The sequence below is a fragment of the Shouchella xiaoxiensis genome (assembly GCF_016907895.1).
GTDB lineage: Bacteria > Bacillota > Bacilli > Bacillales > Bacillaceae_D > Shouchella > Shouchella xiaoxiensis.
On the sequence record NZ_JAFBCV010000003.1, the window covers coordinates 279,324 to 297,912 of the forward strand.

The 18,589-nt window shown below is 38.6% G+C and carries 21 protein-coding genes and 1 other annotated feature; of the genes, 11 read left to right on the top strand and 10 right to left on the bottom strand.

Annotation, left to right across the window (positions count from 1 at the left end; genetic code table 11):
* Nucleotides 1–103: 103 nt before the first annotated feature.
* Nucleotides 104–541: a YaaR family protein gene (locus JOC54_RS06900; protein ID WP_204465310.1), complete on the top strand. Its 438-nt coding sequence runs from the start codon at nt 104–106 to the stop codon at nt 539–541.
* Nucleotides 542–552: 11 nt separating this feature from the next.
* Nucleotides 553–969 carry an SRPBCC family protein gene (locus tag JOC54_RS06905; RefSeq protein WP_054793964.1) on the top strand — a complete coding sequence of 139 codons (417 nt, stop codon included), beginning with the start codon at nt 553–555 and terminating at the stop codon, nt 967–969.
* On the opposite strand, the gene cbpB is transcribed toward JOC54_RS06905, so the two are convergent.
* A complete protein-coding gene (gene cbpB, locus JOC54_RS06910) occupies nt 966–1,409 on the bottom strand; it encodes a cyclic-di-AMP-binding protein CbpB (protein ID WP_035418348.1) in 444 nt (147 codons plus the stop codon). The genes JOC54_RS06905 and cbpB overlap by 4 nt on opposite strands.
* Nucleotides 1,410–1,573: 164 nt before the next feature.
* Here cbpB and JOC54_RS06915 point away from each other — a divergent pair, with 164 nt between their 5' ends.
* Nucleotides 1,574–1,834 (top strand): hypothetical protein, encoded by a 261-nt coding sequence (locus JOC54_RS06915; protein ID WP_204465311.1) that lies wholly within the window; start codon nt 1,574–1,576, stop codon nt 1,832–1,834.
* 15 nt (nt 1,835–1,849) lie between these two features.
* Here the strand turns inward: JOC54_RS06915 and JOC54_RS06920 are convergent, their stop codons facing one another.
* The 3 genes from JOC54_RS06920 to JOC54_RS06930 form a co-directional block, all read right to left on the bottom strand.
* Nucleotides 1,850–3,622, bottom strand: coding sequence for a S8 family peptidase (locus JOC54_RS06920; protein ID WP_204465312.1), 1,773 nt, complete (start codon nt 3,620–3,622; stop codon nt 1,850–1,852).
* Nucleotides 3,606–4,427, bottom strand: a complete 822-nt coding sequence (locus JOC54_RS06925; protein ID WP_204465313.1) for a divergent polysaccharide deacetylase family protein — start codon at nt 4,425–4,427, stop codon at nt 3,606–3,608. Before JOC54_RS06925 ends, JOC54_RS06920 begins: the two co-directional genes overlap by 17 nt.
* A gap of 106 nt (nt 4,428–4,533) precedes the next feature.
* The gene (locus JOC54_RS06930; protein WP_035441835.1) at nt 4,534–4,836 is read right to left on the bottom strand and encodes a MerR family transcriptional regulator; all 303 of its coding nucleotides are present in this window, start codon (nt 4,834–4,836) and stop codon (nt 4,534–4,536) included.
* 190 nt (nt 4,837–5,026) lie between these two features.
* On the opposite strand from JOC54_RS06930, the gene JOC54_RS06935 reads away from it, so the two are divergent.
* The 3 genes from JOC54_RS06935 (at nt 5,027) to JOC54_RS06945 (ending at nt 7,027) form a co-directional block, all read left to right on the top strand.
* Entirely contained in the window at nt 5,027–5,320 is a 294-nt protein-coding gene (locus JOC54_RS06935; RefSeq protein ID WP_054793969.1) for a hypothetical protein, read from the top strand.
* Nucleotides 5,321–5,374: 54 nt separating this feature from the next.
* Nucleotides 5,375–5,551 (top strand): hypothetical protein, encoded by a 177-nt coding sequence (locus JOC54_RS06940; RefSeq protein WP_204465314.1) that lies wholly within the window; start codon nt 5,375–5,377, stop codon nt 5,549–5,551.
* A gap of 111 nt (nt 5,552–5,662) precedes the next feature.
* Nucleotides 5,663–7,027 carry an aspartate kinase gene (locus tag JOC54_RS06945; protein WP_204465315.1) on the top strand — a complete coding sequence of 455 codons (1,365 nt, stop codon included), beginning with the start codon at nt 5,663–5,665 and terminating at the stop codon, nt 7,025–7,027.
* A 35-nt stretch (nt 7,028–7,062) separates the two neighbouring features.
* On the opposite strand, the gene JOC54_RS06950 is transcribed toward JOC54_RS06945, so the two are convergent.
* The 4 genes from JOC54_RS06950 to proB all read right to left on the bottom strand — a co-directional run bounded on the left by JOC54_RS06950 (nt 7,063) and on the right by proB (nt 11,119).
* Nucleotides 7,063–7,860, bottom strand: coding sequence for an ion transporter (locus JOC54_RS06950; RefSeq protein ID WP_035418354.1), 798 nt, complete (start codon nt 7,858–7,860; stop codon nt 7,063–7,065).
* A gap of 67 nt (nt 7,861–7,927) precedes the next feature.
* Complete coding sequence (proC, locus tag JOC54_RS06955) at nt 7,928–8,761, bottom strand: pyrroline-5-carboxylate reductase (protein ID WP_204465316.1); 834 nt, start codon at nt 8,759–8,761, stop codon at nt 7,928–7,930.
* An 18-nt stretch (nt 8,762–8,779) separates the two neighbouring features.
* Complete coding sequence (locus tag JOC54_RS06960) at nt 8,780–10,024, bottom strand: glutamate-5-semialdehyde dehydrogenase (protein ID WP_035418357.1); 1,245 nt, start codon at nt 10,022–10,024, stop codon at nt 8,780–8,782.
* A gap of 12 nt (nt 10,025–10,036) precedes the next feature.
* Entirely contained in the window at nt 10,037–11,119 is a 1,083-nt protein-coding gene (proB, locus tag JOC54_RS06965) for a glutamate 5-kinase (protein ID WP_204465317.1), read from the bottom strand.
* A 44-nt stretch (nt 11,120–11,163) separates the two neighbouring features.
* Nucleotides 11,164–11,373, bottom strand: a binding site (T-box leader).
* A gap of 106 nt (nt 11,374–11,479) precedes the next feature.
* On the opposite strand from proB, the gene JOC54_RS06970 reads away from it, so the two are divergent.
* Entirely contained in the window at nt 11,480–12,232 is a 753-nt protein-coding gene (locus JOC54_RS06970) for an SDR family NAD(P)-dependent oxidoreductase (protein ID WP_035418360.1), read from the top strand.
* A gap of 33 nt (nt 12,233–12,265) precedes the next feature.
* Here JOC54_RS06970 and JOC54_RS06975 read toward each other — a convergent pair whose 3' ends face one another.
* The gene (locus tag JOC54_RS06975; protein ID WP_035418362.1) at nt 12,266–12,502 is read right to left on the bottom strand and encodes a hypothetical protein; all 237 of its coding nucleotides are present in this window, start codon (nt 12,500–12,502) and stop codon (nt 12,266–12,268) included.
* Between the two features lie 169 nt (nt 12,503–12,671).
* Here JOC54_RS06975 and asnB point away from each other — a divergent pair, with 169 nt between their 5' ends.
* Nucleotides 12,672–14,522: an asparagine synthase (glutamine-hydrolyzing) gene (asnB, locus tag JOC54_RS06980; RefSeq protein WP_204465444.1), complete on the top strand. Its 1,851-nt coding sequence runs from the start codon at nt 12,672–12,674 to the stop codon at nt 14,520–14,522.
* 49 nt (nt 14,523–14,571) lie between these two features.
* Here asnB and JOC54_RS06985 read toward each other — a convergent pair whose 3' ends face one another.
* Nucleotides 14,572–15,198, bottom strand: a complete 627-nt coding sequence (locus JOC54_RS06985) for a TVP38/TMEM64 family protein (protein WP_204465318.1) — start codon at nt 15,196–15,198, stop codon at nt 14,572–14,574.
* A gap of 65 nt (nt 15,199–15,263) precedes the next feature.
* Here JOC54_RS06985 and JOC54_RS06990 point away from each other — a divergent pair, with 65 nt between their 5' ends.
* The 3 genes from JOC54_RS06990 to JOC54_RS07000 all read left to right on the top strand — a co-directional run bounded on the left by JOC54_RS06990 (nt 15,264) and on the right by JOC54_RS07000 (nt 18,586).
* Nucleotides 15,264–15,569 (top strand): MGMT family protein, encoded by a 306-nt coding sequence (locus JOC54_RS06990; RefSeq protein ID WP_204465319.1) that lies wholly within the window; start codon nt 15,264–15,266, stop codon nt 15,567–15,569.
* Nucleotides 15,570–15,632: 63 nt separating this feature from the next.
* On the top strand, nt 15,633–17,126 hold the full coding sequence (locus JOC54_RS06995; RefSeq protein ID WP_204465321.1) for a phytoene desaturase family protein: 1,494 nt from the start codon (nt 15,633–15,635) through the stop codon (nt 17,124–17,126).
* Entirely contained in the window at nt 17,123–18,586 is a 1,464-nt protein-coding gene (locus tag JOC54_RS07000; RefSeq protein ID WP_204465323.1) for a phytoene desaturase family protein, read from the top strand. Before JOC54_RS06995 ends, JOC54_RS07000 begins: the two co-directional genes overlap by 4 nt.
* Nucleotides 18,587–18,589 lie beyond the last annotated feature (3 nt).

An 18,589-nucleotide genomic window follows, 5' to 3' on the forward strand; every position in this document is an offset into this window, starting at 1 on the left:
CTTAGAGTGCAAAGCTTTTTAGTTATCAACTGGAAGGGATCCTTTTGTTTTAGTATAATACATGTACAATCCATTTCACATTTTTAAACTGGGGGACAACCTGTTGATTGATATTGAACGAACGCAAAAAAATCATTTAAATCAAACCAATTTCGTACCTAAAAAAACAGTAGGTACAAAAGCATTTAAATCGTCTTTTAATCAAGCGATGCACGTTCACTCAAAACAAACTTTTTCAGACAGAATTGAAGATTTACTTGAAGATGGAAAGCGACTAGCTCAGAGCAGAACAGCGGGTGACTTAAAAAACTATCGTGCTAAAGTGCGCGCTTGTCTTGATTATTTAGTAAATGAGGGTTTAGAGTTAGAGCGGACAACAAGTATGGCTAGTGGAAGGTTTAAGCATCATCAATTAGTAAAAACAATTGATTATGAGTTAGAAGCTTTAACTAAAGATGTCTTTAATCAACAGAAGACGGAGTTTGATTTATTAAAAAGAATTGGGGAATTACAGGGTTTAATTATTCAATTTTATGTATAAGGAGTTTTAAATTGGATACATACATTTATCGCTATCATACGAATTTGCCTATAAGTCAGGAGGAGGCGTGGCAATTTTTTTCAGAGCCGAAAAATATGGAAATCATTCAAACAATTCCTCCTGTGCGCGTAGCTGTCACTAGTAAGAACATAAAAGTTACGGTTCCTTTGACGTGTGGACTTATGTCAATTAATACGGAAATACTTGACATAAGTGCACCAGACTATTTTGTTGACCGCATGGAGAAGCCACCTTATCCGTTTACGTTTTGGGAACATCGTCATCAGTTTCAACGAAATGGAAACCATACGGAAATGATCGATCAAGTTTCATTTCAAGCAAAATGGTTTCCATCCATTCTATCTTCTGGACTAACACAAATGTTCAAAACGAGAGAGAAGAAACTTCTTTCGTATTTTTCCTCTTAATAGGGTGGTTGGTGAAGATATTTGCTAATGAGAGCAAGTATGGAACGCCTTGTTAAAATCCCAGAAAATGACTGGTTTTGATCAACCACACATAAAAACGGATGATTAATTGATAAAGATAATGCTTTTGAAAATGGAGCGTCTGGTTTAATGCATGGGACATCTTTCATCATGCAGTCACTTACAGTTAATGTTGACAAGCGATCTAGCTCAAAATCTTCTTCACCTAATAATGAATCGAGAATTAATGATTTACTAATCATGCCACGTAAATGAAAAGTCGAATCAAGAACAGGAATTGCTGTATAGCCTGATTTAATTAAGACTAAGAGGGCGTGTTGTAAGGGATTATTCATTTGAACATGAGCAACTTTATCAGCAGAAATAATAAGCGGTGCAATTTCATTATCGGTTAAAAGTCTGTCTTTTAATGAATTCATACATGTATCACTTCTTTGTATTAGATTTTCTTAAACCTTCTCTTTTAATGGTAAACGCTTTTTGTATCACCCGTCAAGAAAAGAGGAGACGAAAATAAAAACGTTTAAATTGGTCAATACTATCATTTACTGCAGAAAAATGTTGAAATGGAGCTGGGTGACCAATGCATTCAAAACAAACTGTTAAGTATGTTTGTGAAGAGTTTACATCAGGGTATACGTACTATTTTAAACAAGAGTATATTACGCATGACAAATGGTCTAATCTAGATTCAGTAGCTTGGTCTAGTCTAAAACCAATCAGTCGAATGACGTTTATTAAACGACAAAGAGAAGGATATGTTTGTGAGTTTGTTAAACGAAAATCCGCAACAATTATGCGCATGGATTCAGTAAAAGAAAGACGGAAGGAAGTCAACGATTGACTCACTTCCGTCTTTTTATTCGTTAATAAGGTGTTGTAACGTTTTGTTTACGTCAATCTCTCCATAACCATAATAAACATTAAATTCACCATCGCCAAGTTGCTTGGCATTTCCAAGAATTAAATTACCAACCTCTTCATTTGTCAGACTTGGATTAACAGAGCGTAATAAAGCTGCTAAACCAGCAACATGAGGTGAGGCCATTGAAGTCCCTGAAAGCATAACATACTGATCATCAACATACGTACTAGGGATATGTTCTCCAGGAGCGGCAACATCAACATGATCGCCATAATTTGAGAAAAAGGAACGATTCTGATCTTCATTAACGGATGCTACAGTAATCACTTGCGGGTACGCGGCAGGGTACATTAAATCGCCTGTATTCTCATTGCCGGAAGCTCCTATAAGAACAACATCTTTTTCATAAGCATATTCAATGGCATCGTACAAAACATCGGAGTGATAATAATCACCAAGGCTCATGTTAATAACATCTGCTCCATTATCAACGGCCCAATAGATGCCACGTGCAACAGCGTAGGAAGAGCCTTCACCATTATCATCTAATACTTTAATGGGCATAATATTACTTTGCCAAGAAACGCCGGCAATACCTTCAACATTGTTTGTAATAGCGGCTGCAATGCCAGCAACATGCGTTCCATGTCCATTGCCATCAGCGTAATCTTCTGTATCAGTTATAGCATTATATCCATTTGTTAATTTATCTTTAAGATCAATATGATTTGAGTCGACACCAGAATCAATAATGGCAATCGTTACGTCTGCGCCATTGGCCACGTTCCACCCATCTTCAACTTGAATTTGTTCTAAGTTCCATTGATAGGATTTAAAAAACTCATCATTTGGCTCAACCTTTGCTTGGGAAATCACGGCTTGATTTGCAAAAGCAAAATTGGGTTCAGCATACAACACGGCGTTATCCTGTCTTAAGGCATTGACAAGCTCATCTTCGTGCACGCCTTCTTTGCCAATTACAATAAACGGGCGATTCCAGCTGATTACTTCGTATTGATGTTTCGCTGCCCACTCCTGAATATTTGTTGATGAATGAAGTTTAGCAACTACTTGATGCTTGTATACTTTTTGATCCAATTTCTTTGGTTCAGATTGAACAACAATATTCCAATTCAGTCCTGGTACAGAAACAGTTTCAGCTTGATCTGGTAATTCATTCATCGCTGAAAACTGAACATTTGGATGTGAGCCGGAAACAAAAAACGTTCCATTACTATCGGCAATGGCAGCGAAGTCAGCTAAGTATGATTGAATAAATCGTAAATCGACATCACCTATCAATTGGTGTTGATTGTCCAATTTTTTTCCCACAAAAAGATGATTTTCACCATTTACCTGATAAGGATTGGAATAAAGAATCCCGTCATATTGATTTGAGAACGAGATATCTTCAGAAGAAACGGTTTGAAGAGTACCTAGACCATCAATTATCCGATTGTCTTTATCTCGAATGGCAATTCCTTTAATGTATGGGTGTTCATTTAATTCTTCTGCAATATCAGCAGTTAATGTTTCAACATCGACATCACCCCATTTTTCCATCTGTCCTGTCAAAGAGGCAATAAGTAAGGAAGTTGTTCTAGCGATATCTTCAGCCATTAAATGATCCATTGAAGCATTTGTTACACGATCGGTCGTAAGTGTTTTTAATTGTTCTGTGCTGTACGGTTTACTTGGTCCTAGGGAAACCATAGCCACTATTAGCAGGAGACTAAGGCCAATTGCCCATTTAATTCCTTGTTTCATTAAAATCGTATTCTCCTTTCGTTAAAGAAATTAGATCTTGCTCAACTTGCGGGTAGGTCCATATTGATGGAAACACAAGTTTTAAATCCTGTTCTGCTAACATCGATAAAGAATCGGTAATGGCATTATAAGTTTGCTCACCCTTAATGCCGACGTGACCAATCGCAATCGGATGGTCATAAAAAGGCGCTTCTTCTGCAAAATTAATTAACTGTTTTTTTACATGTGAATAAGACGAAAGTGTGTCGTCTAAAAAGGTTGAGCGTGGAAAACAGGGTACATTGTGATCGCTCGCAATTTCTGGCATGACAGAGTCAGGAGTAGTTTTACTATCGATTAAGTAAAGGTTATGATCTTTAGCAAATTTAACGATTAAAGTAACAATTCTTCGATCCTCCATCACTTTTGATCCCATATGATTATTTAGTCCTTTTGCTTGAGGAACGAGAGTTAAAGCACGATGAAGACGGTCGTTTATTTGTTCATCACTTAAGTCTGTTGTAATTGCATCAGGTCCAAGCCACGATTTTTTTCCTTTCTTAGGCTCAAGTGGTAAATGAATAATGACTTCAAGCCCATTCTCACTTGCAATAGCTGCTTGTTCTGTTGATTGATCTAGAAAAGGCATAATCGCTACTGTTATAGGAAAATTTCCTTGTAAAAAAGATTGAGCTCCTTTTACATCGTTACCAAAATCATCAATAACAATTGCGACTTGTTTTTCAGCGGCGTAACAAACAGAATTAGGTAGAAGAAGGCATAATGTTAGAACGATTACAGCTTGCTTTACCAAATGCTTTACCATTATGATTTGCCTCCTTTTTACGTAGTTTGTCTCAACTATTGACTAGATCATGTAAGGTAGATAAAGGAAAAACCGGGTAGATCGATTCGCTCGATCTACCCGGTTTTTATTTTCGAATATTAAAAGCAGCATTAAGTTGCCCACGCAACATGCGCTCTCGTACTTCTTGTTTTCGTATGGCTTTTTGTTCCATTTTGCGAATTTCAAATGTTTGCATACCGTCTTCCATTTTATTGGCGATATCAACAAGCCGCTCAACATCTAAAAAAGAATATTTACGGGTTCCGCCTTTTGAACGTTCAGGAAATAGAAGCTTTCTTTCTTCATAATAACGTATTTTACGCTCAGTAAGACCTGTTAATTCACTGACAACACCAATCGTAATTACTTTTTTATCTTTATAAGACAAGCCACTCCACCTCGCTAATAAGTAAAAGCCACGTTGGTTAATGTGTAATAATATATCACAATTCACAGAGATGTGTGAATCATTTTGTTAGAAAATCTAACATTCTTCATCGACTTCTCTATTTGAGAAAAAGAATTGAACGTTAATGGGATTGTGTATAAAATGAAAATGAAGCGTGGGAGGGTGAAAAATGAGAAAGCACCGATGGGTAGTAGGATTAATAGCCAGCCTCATTATTGTGGCAATGGGGTTTATTATTCAAGTTGAACATGGACCAGGGGAAGAGGAACGAGTTATTATTGATTATACATTAAACCAATATAGCGCAATTGCCTGCTTTGATACGGCTGGTTTTACAAATAATATTGATGAGACAACATATGGAGAAGTTGATGACCATAGTGTATTTTTACCTGAATCATCTTGTACAGCCGTAGAACTACAATCTCAAAGAGGTCCTTTATGGTTTGCTTGGTTCATGTAGGTTTGAAATGGCGCTAATTAGGAAATCTTCCTTATAAGAGAAGGAGTGATATAAGTGACCAGAAAAAGAGAAGACGAAAAAAGAGCTTGGAAAGAAACGAAAGATAATGATTTATTAGAGTCGCCTCATGACGAATTACCATTAGATGAAATAAAAAAAGAAAAAGAGGAAGAACAGGATAAAAAAGCAACAAAAGATCAATCAAGTACGATGGATAAGCACAAACCTTAGAGCTCAGTTATGGGCTCTTTTTTTGATTTTTAGTTGGCACTAATAACACACTATGGTAACATGTATAATTAATTCTGAAGTTAGAGATAAGAGAGTGGGGCTGGGGAGAGAATGAAGGTTGCAAAGTTTGGAGGATCGTCGGTTGCTAGCGCTGAACAGATAAAAAAAGTCGCGGCAATCATTAAAGAGGACAAAGATCGTAAAATTGTTGTAGTTTCAGCACCAGGAAAACGACATAAAAATGATGAAAAAACAACAGATTTATTAATTAAATTAGGCGAAGCCTCTATTGAGAATAAAAATAGTGAATTAGAATTAGCTGCCGTACTAACACGCTATGAGGAAATTGCGACTGAGCTTGAGCTAGATGAGGCAATCCTTCAGGAAATTGAAGATGATTTACGTACGAAACTACATTCTACATATGAAAACGATGGCAGATTTTTAGATACACTGAAAGCAAGTGGGGAAGACAATAATGCCAAGTTGGTAGCTGCTTATTTAAACAGTACTGGACAGGATGCCGTTTACATCAATCCAAAGGACGCAGGTTTACTCGTTAGTGATGAGGCTGGTAATGCTCAGGTCTTGCCTGAAGCCTATGATTATCTTTATCGCTTACGAGAACGCAAAGAAGTCGTCGTATTTCCTGGCTTTTTTGGGTATTCAAAAAATGGAATTTTAGTGACATTTCCTAGAGGTGGATCGGATATCACGGGTGCTATATTAGCTGCTGCTGTACAAGCAGAACTTTATGAAAACTTTACGGATGTTGATTCGGTTTATGCTGCTAATCCAGCAATCGTCAAAAATCCAGTTGAGATTAAACGCATGACCTATCGAGAAATGAGAGAATTGTCTTATGCAGGATTTTCCGTTTTTCACGATGAAGCATTAATACCTGCATTTCGCAACAAAATACCTGTTTGTGTAAAAAATACGAATAACCCTAAAAGTAGTGGGACTCTTATTGTTGCGGAAAGAGAGTATTCTTTAAACCCGGTGATCGGGATTGCGGCTGATGAAGGATTTGCAACGATTTACGTTCGAAAATATTTAATGAATAGAGAGGTTGGTTTTGGTCGGAGGCTATTAGAAATTCTTGAGGATGTATCAATATCGTATGAACACATTCCATCTGGAATTGATGATACAAGCGTCATTATTCGACAAGCACAATTAACTCCTGCTCTTGAGCAACGAATCATTGAGCGCATCTCCCAAGAGCTCGAGGTAGATGATGTGCATATTGAACATGACTTCTCTATGGTGATGTTGGTAGGAGAAGGTATGAACAATACAGTCGGAGTAACGGCTCGAGCAGCAACAGCTCTTGCCAATCAACAAGTAAATATTGAAATGATCAATCAAGGTTCTTCAGAAACAAGTCTTGTATTTGGAATTCATCAGAAAGATACGGATCGTGCCGTGCAAGTGTTATATAACGAGTTTTTTGGTCCAGAAGATAAGCACTAAGGCTAAAAACAGCAAATCCAGTGGATTTGCTGTTTTTATGATGATTTATTTTGTTTTAATAGCTCTTTTATTTCCGTCAATTGTTCTTGTAAATCGATCAGTTCTTTTTTTGTAGCGACAGCATCTAAACTCTCTTTCTTTTCTTCCTCGTTCGCTTTATCAACATTGTTCACGATTACCCCAATAAATAAGTTGAAAATAATAAAGGTCCCAATTAACACAAATGAGACAAAATAAATCCAAATCCATTGATTATGCTGCATAAGAGGACGCATAATCCCACTTGACCATGAATCAAGCGTAACGATTTGAAACAGTGTTAAAATCGTTCGCTGTAAATTACCAAAGTATTCAGGTGAGACTTGATTGAAAAGCATCGTCCCAATAACGGCAAATATGTATAGAAATATGCTCATAAGAACCAAAATATTCGCTAATGAAGGTATGGTCATGATAAGTGCATCAACAAGTCGTCGTAGAGAAGGCATGACAGAAATGGCTCGAAGTACACGCAGTACTCTTAATACCCGAAGAACGGTTACAAAATGACCACCCGTAAATAAGTGTCCAGCAAGAATGATAATGGTGTCAAACCAATTCCAACCTTGTTTGAAAAAGGTTGAGAAAGACGAAGCGGCTAAGCGTAAAATAATTTCAATTGTAAATAACCAAAGCAAAATGCGATCTGCATAGTGAAAAAACGCTTTGTTTGGTTCATATATTTCTTGGTATGTTTCAACTCCTACGAGAATGGCATTAAATAAAATTAAACTGATAACAGTAGCTTGAAATGCTTTATGATGAACCAGTTTTGCAATCGTTTCTTTGAACAAAAACAAAATCCCCCTTGTCTATTCTCTGTTTATCTTATCAAGAAAGGCTGACAAGGGGAAGTAGCGGTTATTCCTTTTTTGCAGGGTCATAAGCAAAACGTTGAGCCAGTTCTCTTGAACGATGAATCGCTTTGTGGATCGCCTCTTTAAAAGTCCGGTCAACCCCATTATGTTTTAAAAAGTGTATAGCTGCTTCAGTTGTTCCATTTGGACTCATTATTTCTTCGTAAAGTACTTTCGGTGACTTTTCAGTTTGCCGCAAACGAATAGCAGCACCGAACATGGTTTGCGTCACAAATGAACGTGCTTCATCAGCTGGGAAATTCTCTTCCATTGCTGCTTCAATCATAGCTTCGGCAACTAGATAGAAGTACGCAGGGCCGCTGCCGGCAATCCCCGTTGTAACATTCATCTGTTCATCGGTCACAATTTGAACAGAGCCGATTGATGAGAAGAGCTCCGTTGCAATATGGAGCTGAGCGCCTGTTGCCGATGAACCGAGAGCTAACGCTGTTGCTGAAGCGTGGACTTTAGCAGACGTATTAGGCATGGCGCGAATGATGGAGGTGTTTTCTGGTAGCCATCTTTCAAGTGTGGCAAGCGTAACGCCTGCGACAACAGAGATAACAAGTTGATTTTGTTGTAGATAAGGAGTAATACATTGAATGGCATCGTATAGATGGTGTGGCTTAACAGCTAATAGGATGACTTGTTTATTTTTAAGGGTTTCTTCATAATCCGTTGACGTAGTAACCTGATACGTTTCCTCAAGATGGATTAGTTTTGACTCGTCACTCAGGTTTGTTACAGAAATGTTTGGGTTTAATGTGCCTGCACAAAGACCTCCAATAATGGCCTCTGCCATTGAACCTGCGCCAATGCATGCAATCGCTTGTGTCACTTATGAACGCCTCCTTTATTATTTAATTTGTCCATTACCGCTAATGCAGTATTTAGTCGTTGTGAGCGCTTTTAGGCCCATTGGACCCCTAGCATGAAGTTTTTGCGTACTTATACCTATTTCGGCACCAAACCCAAATTCAAAGCCATCAGTAAATCGAGTTGAAGCATTGTGGTAAACGCAAGCTGAATCAACTTGCGTAAAAAACACCTCTTTTTCCTCGTTGTCATTCGTTATAATGGCATCAGAGTGTTTCGTACCGAATGTGTTGATATGACTAATTGCTTCAATAGTTGAAGAAACACAGCGAATCGCTAAAGTTAAATCTAAATATTCTGTTGACCAATCTGTGTCCGTTGCGCTCCCTATACTAGCATGAAGTGATTGTGCAAACGAATCGCCAAGAAGGGTTACACCTTCTTTTAGTAATGCTTCTGCGAGAGATGACAGATGACGTTTAGCAAAATCTTCGTGTACAACAAGTGTTTCACAGGCATTGCATACAGAAGGACGCTGGGTTTTGGCGTTAAGAACGATTGATTTTGTTAAGTGTAAATCCGCTGATTTTGCCACATAGATGTGACAGTTTCCGACGCCTGTTTCAATAACGGGGATAGTTGCTTCTTCCACGACTTTTTGTATTAAAGCTGCGCCCCCGCGGGGGATAAGCACATCAATCAACCCTTTTAACTTGATAAATTGAGTGGCTTCAGCTTTGGATGTATTCTCTAGAAGATTAATGCAGTTTGGATCAATCGTTGTTTGCTCAAATGCTTTTTTTAACGTGTGAACAAGCGCTTTATTGGACTCGACAGCACTTGAACTACCCCTAAGCACAATTGCGTTACTTGTTTTAAGCGCGAGTGCACATGCATCGACAGTGACATTTGGTCGTGCCTCATAGATCATGCCAACTACACCAAATGGGACAATTCGTTCTTCAATTACTAATCCATTCGGCCGGTGGATAACTGCCGATAGATCACCAATTTCATCAGGCAAGTGAATAAGTTGCAGGACAGAATCTGCTAATTGCTCAAGACGATCAGCTGTTAGTCTTAAGCGATCTAGTAATTGTTCGTTCATATTGTTTTGTTTCGCACGTTGAATATCTTTCTCATTCGCTTCAAGTATGGATGTGGCGTTCATTTGTAAGGAATAAGCGATTTTTTTTAATAAATCATTTTTTTCGCTTGTTGTAGCGAGTGCAATTGTTGGTGCTGCCTGTTTTGCAAGTGTAGCTAATTGTTTTGCTGTTTTCATACGATCACTCCTTTATATAGTCACCAAAAAATTGCGGTTAATTATGGCCTTTGTAAGTTTCTCCTTTGATTGAGTGGTAAGTAACGTCTGTAACTCTTCATCAGAGCAGGAGACTTTTCCACGTCCAATTAATAAATGATTCTCATAAACATCGATGATATCACCAGCTGAAAAGGGCCCTTTTGCGGAAACAACGCCAGCTGGCAATAAGCTTTTGTTCTGCTTTAATAAGGCGAGTGCAGCACCTGAATCTACTTGAACATGACCAACTGGATGACTATGATATAAAATCCATTGTTTCGTAAGTGACATCGTTTTTTTACTAAAATGACCAACATATGTACCATTACCTTTTCCAAGTAGAACATCGCTGAATGAATGTTTGCCTAAGCCTGTTCCTATGAATGCACTTACGCCGGCGTCATTCGCTGTTTTCGCTGCAATTAATTTTGATCTCATACCACCTGTGCCTACACGAGATACGCTCTCATCGATTTCGGTTAAAAGGTGGTCTGACACAGTGTCAATGTAATGATATTTTTTAGCGTGCTTATGGTGAAAGGGGTTCTGATCATATACACCATTAATGTCCGTCAACAGACAAAGCATGTCAGCATGAAGCATGCCGCTAACTAATGCGGATAACAAATCATTATCACCAAAGGTTAATTCATCAACAGAAGTCGTATCATTTTCATTAATAATTGGGATAACGCGACGTTTTAACAGTTCAGTAAGCGTCTCAGATATATGTTTAAATCGAGTAGCATCTCGAAAATCAGCTCGAGTCACTAACAGCTGGGCAGTCACATATTGATGTTGTCTGAATGCTTCTGTATAAGCCTGCATGAGAATGCTCTGACCAACAGCTGCTGAAGCCTGCTTTTGCTGGATCGTTCGAGGGCGTTGGGCATACCCCATCGAGGAGTAGCCAGCCGCCACAGCACCTGACGTTACAAGAACAACTTGATAATTTTCGTCCATGAGATGTGTCATTTCTTCAACGAAATGAACTAAACGTGAGTGATCTAAATGACCCGTTTTCGACGTTAAACTGCTACTACCAATTTTTATAACAAGTAATCCTTTAGCCATAAACACCACCCCCTAAAAAATAAAAAACCTCTTCCGTCCTTCAAAAAAAGGACGGAAGAGGTTCCGCGGTACCACCTTTGTTGGCAACAAATAACTGCCCACTTAATCATTCAATAACGTTGAATGAAACGCTGGTTTTTGCCAGAGCTAAAGGAGTAGGGTTCAAAAGTAGAGGGATGGTCGATTCTTCCAGCCGATGGAATCAACTCTCTTAGCATGTGCTACTTTTTACTTGCTCCTGTCATCGCATACATGTATAAATGGAATTTAGGTGATTATACAAGAGCCATTATATGAAAGTCAACAGAAACTTATTCATGCATACTGCATAAATGATTACATTTTTAGGAGAGTGAAAGTATGAAAGTTGTCTGGATAACAGGTGCTTCGAGTGGGCTTGGAGCAGAGATTGCCAAGCAAGCCCTTGAAAAAGGCTATACGGTTGTTTCACTAGCCCGTTCTTATAATCAAGATTGGTCAAGCGCCAACAAAAGCATTCAAGTCTATTTTGATTTGACGAAGCCCAATGAGTGGAATTCAATTATTACACGCCTGTGCCAAGAGAATTTAAGTCCCGATGTACTCATTAACAACGCGGGATCTGGGTTGTTTAAGAATGGCTGGGAATTGAGTGATGTAGAGGTTGAGCAGATGCTAGCTGTTAATGTGACGGGATTGATTCAATTTTCTAATCGAATTAGTCAACTTATGATAAAAAAACAAGCAGGACATATCATCCAGGTTGGCTCGCAAGCTGGAAAGCTTGCGACAGCTAAAGCAAGTGTCTATGCTGCAACAAAACACGCCGTAATCGGCTATTCAAATGGCTTACGCCTAGAGCTAATGCCCCATCGTGTTTCTGTTTCTGTCGTCAATCCCGGCCCAATAAAAACGCCTTTTTTAGCGACTGCTGATCCAAGTGGCAACTATGAAAAAGCAATCGGTCGCTGGCTCCTCAATCCAGAAAATGTAGCGAAAAAAGTGATCTTATTAATGGAGAAGCCTAAGCGGGAAATAAACGTCCCGTGGTGGATGAATCTAGCAACAAAAGCACATAGTCTTTCTCCGAATTTGTTCGAACGTTTGGCGTATTCTTTTCTTGCAAAAAAATAAACCTAAGCCAGACCTTTGGCTCAGGTTAAAGCGTTATTGTCGATCATTAAGAGATTCAAGCATGTAGAAAACGGCTAATATAAGTTCACTAAATACCCTAAATAGTATTGGTCCAACAATCAGTATGAGTAAACCCGTTAGGACAGGGATGACGGTACCAAATGAGAACAAATAGATGCTTGCCACGATACATAAACCAATCGCTAGCCAGTAAAGCCAGTGGAGAATAGCTGGGGTAAACATCCGTTCAAGTCTGAAAAAATGAATCATTATTATCGCTCCTTTTTTAATTAGAATGCATCGAAAGAGACAGTTTTACTCACCAAGCGTCCAGTTCATTTAAAAAGAAGCACTTTTGAGTTTTTGGATGAATACCATAGCTTAGGAGTGAAGAAATGTAAGAAACGTCCTTACATTTCAGAAGGGGCTGGTGGAATCGATGTGTGGCATTACAGGGTGGATAGACTGGCAGAGAGACCTGCGCACAGAAAAAAATCAAATTGAATCAATGGCCAAGACTTTAAACCGTCGAGGTCCTGATGCGCTTGAAACATGGGCTGTTGAACGAGCAACGTTTGGCCATGCTCGCCTAATTGTTGTCGATCCAGAAGGTGGCAAGCAACCTATGTCTCGAGAGGTTGATCATACCCACTATACAATCGTATACAATGGTGAGTTATACAATACTGAAGATATACGCAAAGAATTACTTTCCTTTGGACATCATTTTATTGGCCACTCCGATACTGAAGTTTTATTGAAATCTTTTATTCAGTGGAAAGAGCGCTGTCTAGATAAATTGAATGGCATTTTTGCATTTGCAATTTGGAATCATAAAGAACAATCATTGTTTATGGCTCGAGATCGTTTAGGCGTTAAGCCGCTATTTTATACTGCACGAAACGGTTTTTTATTATTTGGTTCAGAATTAAAAAGTTTGCTTGCACACAGAGATGTTGAGCCAATTATAGATCGTAGCGGATTAGCGGACATTATGGGGCTTGCTCCATCAAGAACACCGGGGCATGGTATTTTTAAACATATTAACGAATTAAAGCCCGCGCATTTTCTAGTTTTTAATCGAGAAGGATTAAAGCTTAAACGCTATTGGCAGTTAAAAAGCGATTTTCATTATGACCATGAACAGCAAACGGCCTCATACATTCGGGAACTTTTAGAAGACATTGTTGAACGTCAGCTTTTTGCAGACGTTCCAGTTGGTATGTTTCTTTCAGGTGGAATTGATTCAAGCGCGTTAACCGCCATTGCTGCTAAGAAGTATAAGGAGCAAGGAAAAGGACCAATTGCCTCTTATTCGATTGATTACGAAGAAAATGACAAGTATTTCAAAGCAAGTGCGTTCCAACCCAATGCTGATGCTGAATGGATTAAAAAAGTATCGGCTCATTGTTCAACAGAGCATAAAGATTGTGTGATTCAAAATCAGCGATTAGCCGAACTGCTTAAAGAATCTGTCTTAGTGCGTGATACACCAGGAATGGCAGATGTGGATTCATCTTTATTGTGGTTTTGCAAAAAGATAAAGCAAGACGTAACGGTGGGTCTGTCTGGAGAATGTGCGGATGAGATTTTTGGTGGATATCCATGGTTTCATAAGCCCGAAGTAATGAATATTGATGGCTTTCCATGGATGCGATCAATAAATGAACGAGTGAATCTATTAACACCAGACTGGCAGAAGCGTTTAGATTTAAAAAGCTACGTTTACGATCGATACAAAGAAACAATCAATGAAACCCCTCGCTTTGACGGAGATTCAAAAGAGGAAGCGCGCAGGAGAGAAATTTCTTATTTGAATATGGTTTGGTTTATGACGAATTTATTAGACCGTAAAGACCGAATGAGCATGGGGGCCTCCCTTGAAGTTCGTGTACCGTTTTCCGATCATCGTTTAGTTGAATATGTCTGGAATATTCCGTGGCAAATGAAAACATACGGTGGAAGAGAAAAAGGGATTATGCGCAAAGCATTAGAAGGTTTGCTCCCTAATGACGTTCTTTACAGAAAGAAAAGTCCTTATCCAAAAACGCATCACCCCGTTTATACGAAAGCCGTAACAGATGAGATGTTAGCAATTACAAAGCAAAAAGACGCTCCTTTATTTGATTTTATTAGTCGTGACCGTTTAAAAGAAATCGTTGAAACAGGTGGGTTTGATACAGGGGCGCCGTATTTCGGTCAACTTATGGCGGGACCACAATTGCTAGCTCACTTTGTGCAAATGGATTTCTGGTTAAAGCATTATCAAATTAAAATTGAAGAATCTTAATAAAAGAAGGACCTGTCATGACGACAGGTCCTAGTTCTTTTTGTGTTTATTAGGTCTGGTTCATTCTTCTTCTCCAACGCGTAAATCCAGCATAAACGAAAAGCAAGAAGAGAGCGTAAATAACACCAATAAACAGAAGGTTAATTGGATTTCTTAATACTGCATCACCTACGGTAGCGAATAGAATCATTGACGGGATCTTCCCTAATGAAGAGGCCACAATATAATGGGATGCTGGTACACGGCTTAATGCGGCATAGGCGTTCACAAGAATGGAGGGGACAATCGGAATTAAACGAGTAATAAAAATCGTCATAAAAGCATTCTGTTCAAATAAAAGCGTTATTTTAGCGGTCATTCGATAGCGGTTAATTACTGTTTGTCCAAAATCCTGATAGGCATAACGAAGGAGAATAAACATAAGTATGGATGCAAGAGACGAGCCGATCCACGTAATGAGACTTCCTAAAACAGGACCGAAAGCTGCTCCTATTAAGCCACCGATAATGGGATAAGGTATAATAGGGAAAAGCGCTAATAATGTTGCTACACTCGCTGTTAGTGCAAAGGATTGACTGCCAACATTTTGAAGCCAATTTACCAAGGAATCACTAAAAATAAATACACAAACTGCGGCGATGATAAAACCCGCCAGGACAATTATTTTTTTAACCATCGTTCACCTCAACAAAAACATTCTTTCAATTACTATTGTAGCAAATGAAGGAGGATAATGAATGAATGAAGAATTCTTTTTTTGAACAAGTTTATTCCACTGTAAGGCTAATTCCGGCTGGTGAGGTTGCTTCATATGGACAAATTGCACAAGCTCTTGATGCACCACGCCACGCGAGAGTGGTTGGCTGGGCAATGAGGAAAGCTCCAGCAGATATTCCAAGTCATCGCGTTGTTAAAAAAGGTGGAGAATTACCTGATCAGGCTGTTTTTTCAGGAATCTCACAAAAGCAGCGGCTTGAGGCTGAAGGGGTTCAATTTTCTAGTGAAGGCAAGGTAAATATGGAGGAACATAGCTGGACTGGTTATTAGTTTAGCTTTTTTTATAAAGGGTAAAAGATAGGGGATATCTTTACGAAATTAGGGTGGGGAAAATTGAAAAAAATAATTGTTATCGGTGCTGGTCCAGGTGGACTAGCAACAGCCATGCTTCTTGCTGGAAAAGGCTACAATGTTAAAGTTGTTGAAAAACAACCTTTTGTAGGAGGGCGAACATCAAGTTTTAATCAAGACGGTTTTACGTTTGACCGTGGACCTACATTTTTTAGCATGCCTCATATATTAGAAGAACTATTTGCCTCTGTAGGAAGAAATATGGCGGATTATCTCGACCTTCGTGAAATTAATCCGATGTACGAGCTTCGATTTGATGATGTCATCTTTACACCTCCAAGAGACACGGAAGAGGCGTATCAGAAAATTGAACAATTATTTCCTGGGAATGGAAATGGATATTTGAGATTTATGACTGAAACGCGTAAGAAAATGGCGATGCTCATGCCACTACTGCAAAACAAGCATGACTCACTATTTGATTATGGACGATTACGAGCATTAAGGGCTTTACCAAGTCTTTCTCTTGGTAAAAGTTTATATGATGAATTAAGCAAATACTTTACGGATGAGCGCTTGAAACTCTCCTTTACTTTTCAATCTAAGTATTTAGGTATGTCACCATGGGACTGTCCGGGAGCATTTAGCATTCTTTCATTCATGGAGCATGAATATGGTGTTTTTCACCCAATTGGTGGCGTAAATCAAATTACTAAGGCTTTGGCGAGAGCATTTACAGAATTAGGAGGCACGATTGAGCTATCAAAAGGCGTAAAAAAAATTTTGATTGATCAAGGAAAAGCATACGGTGTTGAGTATGAGAATGGCGAAAAAGAATTGTTGGATGATTTAATTATCAACGCTGACTTTGCTTATGCAATGAGTGAGTTAGTTGAAGATGGGAAGCTAAAAAAATATAGTAAGAAAAAATTAGAAACAAAGAAATATTCATGTTCAACATTTATGATCTATGCAAATGTCGATAAAGTCTATGATCTCCCTCATCACTCTATTTTATTTTCAAAAGATTATAAGCGGAATGTCGAGGAAATTACGGGATCAAAACAGCTTTCAGATGACCCTTCAATTTATATCCATAACCCAATTGTCACTGACAAATCGTTAGCACCAGAAGGGAAATCACCACTTTATTTATTAGCTCCAGTCCCTAATAATATGAGTGACATCGATTGGGACGAGCAGAAAGAAACGTTTGTTGAACTCGTATTAGATCAAATTGAAAAAAAATCAGGATTTAAGGATTTAAGAAACCATATTGAAACGTATTCTGTCGTTAGTCCGGTAAACTGGGAACAAGATTTTAATGTCTATAAAGGAGCGACGTTCAATTTGTCTCATAATCTTGGTCAAATGATGTATTTTAGACCACATAACAAATTCGAAGAAATTAAGAACTGTTGGTTAACGGGTGGAGGAACTCATCCTGGTAGTGGCTTACCGACGATTTTAGAATCAGCACGAATTACAGCAAATGGTCTTATGAAGGCAGATAAAAAGGGGATTATTGTGTCATGAAGTCCGTTGTAGTTGGAAGTGGGATTGGTGGACTTGTAGCAGCTCTTTATTTGAGTCAAGCCGGAGATAATGTAACAGTTATCGAGAAAAATGATTACTTTGGTGGGCGACTAACTTATCACCATCATGGTGAGTTTAAAGTTGATCAAGGTCCAACAATTGTTTTACTACCGCATATGATTAAATCCATTCTACTTGAAGCAGGTATGGATATAAGTAAACTAGAGATTGAGCGGGTTGATCCTCTTTATAGGATGTCGTTTTCAGATGGCAAGGAGTTTTGGAAATACCAAGATCCATCTCAGCAAAAAGAAGAGATTGAGCGTGTATTTCCTGGTGAGGGATCATCTTTTGATCAGTTTATGGAAGCAATGGAGCTTAATTTTAGAAAAGGCAAGGCGACTTTTCTTGATAAAAGCTTTACCAACAAAAAAGATTTTTTTACATTTGGAAACTTAAAAACATTAGTTGAATTGAAAGCCTATCGCTCAATGGAAAACAGTATTGAATCTTTTTTTAAAAACAAGCAATTACAAAATGCATATAAGTTACAATCGCTTTATATAGGTGGAAATCCGTCTACTTCCTCTGCGCTCTATTCCCTTGTCTCATATAGTGAACATGCACATGGAATCTGGTACGTAAAAGGGGGGTACGCTCGCTTAACGGAGTTGATTGTTGAAGAGTTGCAAGACAGAAACGTAAAGTTAATAAAAAACGTAGAGATTACAGAGGTCATTGGCAAAAACGGTTCTTGTCATAAAGTTAAGGCACTAGACCAAGAATTTACCGCTGACCGTTTTATCATGAATAATGACTTTCCACTTGCTGAAGCTCTAGTAACCAATAAACCGCCGAAGAAAAAATACGTTAGTTCTTCTGGTTGTCTGCTTTTATACATTGGATTGAAAAAAATCTATCAAGATAGCCCGGTACATCAGTTTGTCATGTCAGATCAATTCAATCAACATATGAATCAAGTTTTCAAAGAACGACGTTTACCGACACTTCCGTCGATTTATGCGTTTCACCCATCCGTTATTGATGATACGCTTGCACCAGACAAAAAAGGGTTATTGTACGTACTTGTTCCTGTGCCAGCATCTCTTGAAAATTCAAGTGAGTTAGAACCGTTTATTGAGCTAGTTTTGGATCAGTTGGAAAATCGAGCATTCACCGATTTACGTAAACAGATTGAATGGATGGATGTACGGACGCCGGAAGATGCAAAAAGAGATGGATTATTTCAAGGTGGTAGTTTTGGTTTAGCGCCAACGCTTGGTCAATCAGGTGTGTTTCGACCACAATTACAGCCTTTTTCATATAAAAACATGTATGCGGTCGGTGCTTCAACACATCCTGGTGGAGGAATCCCGATTGTTATGCAAGGTGTTAAATTATTTGCAGATCATTTAAACCTGCAGCCGAATGAAGACAACGTACAGCAGAGTGGAGGGTAATCG

What these genes read in the sequence shown, in the direction of transcription:
- cbpB (WP_035418348.1), bottom strand. Translation starts at nt 1,409, where the DNA reads ATGAATTCATTAAAAGACAGACTTTTAACCGATAATGAAATTGCACCG.
- JOC54_RS07000 (WP_204465323.1), top strand. Translation starts at nt 17,123, where the DNA reads ATGAAGTCCGTTGTAGTTGGAAGTGGGATTGGTGGACTTGTAGCAGCT.
- JOC54_RS06990 (WP_204465319.1), top strand. Translation starts at nt 15,264, where the DNA reads ATGAAGAATTCTTTTTTTGAACAAGTTTATTCCACTGTAAGGCTAATT.
- JOC54_RS06985 (WP_204465318.1), bottom strand. Translation starts at nt 15,198, where the DNA reads ATGGTTAAAAAAATAATTGTCCTGGCGGGTTTTATCATCGCCGCAGTT.
- JOC54_RS06925 (WP_204465313.1), bottom strand. Translation starts at nt 4,427, where the DNA reads ATGGTAAAGCATTTGGTAAAGCAAGCTGTAATCGTTCTAACATTATGC.
- JOC54_RS06960 (WP_035418357.1), bottom strand. Translation starts at nt 10,024, where the DNA reads ATGAAAACAGCAAAACAATTAGCTACACTTGCAAAACAGGCAGCACCA.
- JOC54_RS06970 (WP_035418360.1), top strand. Translation starts at nt 11,480, where the DNA reads ATGAAAGTTGTCTGGATAACAGGTGCTTCGAGTGGGCTTGGAGCAGAG.
- JOC54_RS06975 (WP_035418362.1), bottom strand. Translation starts at nt 12,502, where the DNA reads ATGATTCATTTTTTCAGACTTGAACGGATGTTTACCCCAGCTATTCTC.
- JOC54_RS06915 (WP_204465311.1), top strand. Translation starts at nt 1,574, where the DNA reads ATGCATTCAAAACAAACTGTTAAGTATGTTTGTGAAGAGTTTACATCA.
- asnB (WP_204465444.1), top strand. Translation starts at nt 12,672, where the DNA reads ATGTGTGGCATTACAGGGTGGATAGACTGGCAGAGAGACCTGCGCACA.
- JOC54_RS06920 (WP_204465312.1), bottom strand. Translation starts at nt 3,622, where the DNA reads ATGAAACAAGGAATTAAATGGGCAATTGGCCTTAGTCTCCTGCTAATA.
- JOC54_RS06945 (WP_204465315.1), top strand. Translation starts at nt 5,663, where the DNA reads ATGAAGGTTGCAAAGTTTGGAGGATCGTCGGTTGCTAGCGCTGAACAG.
- JOC54_RS06935 (WP_054793969.1), top strand. Translation starts at nt 5,027, where the DNA reads ATGAGAAAGCACCGATGGGTAGTAGGATTAATAGCCAGCCTCATTATT.
- proB (WP_204465317.1), bottom strand. Translation starts at nt 11,119, where the DNA reads ATGGCTAAAGGATTACTTGTTATAAAAATTGGTAGTAGCAGTTTAACG.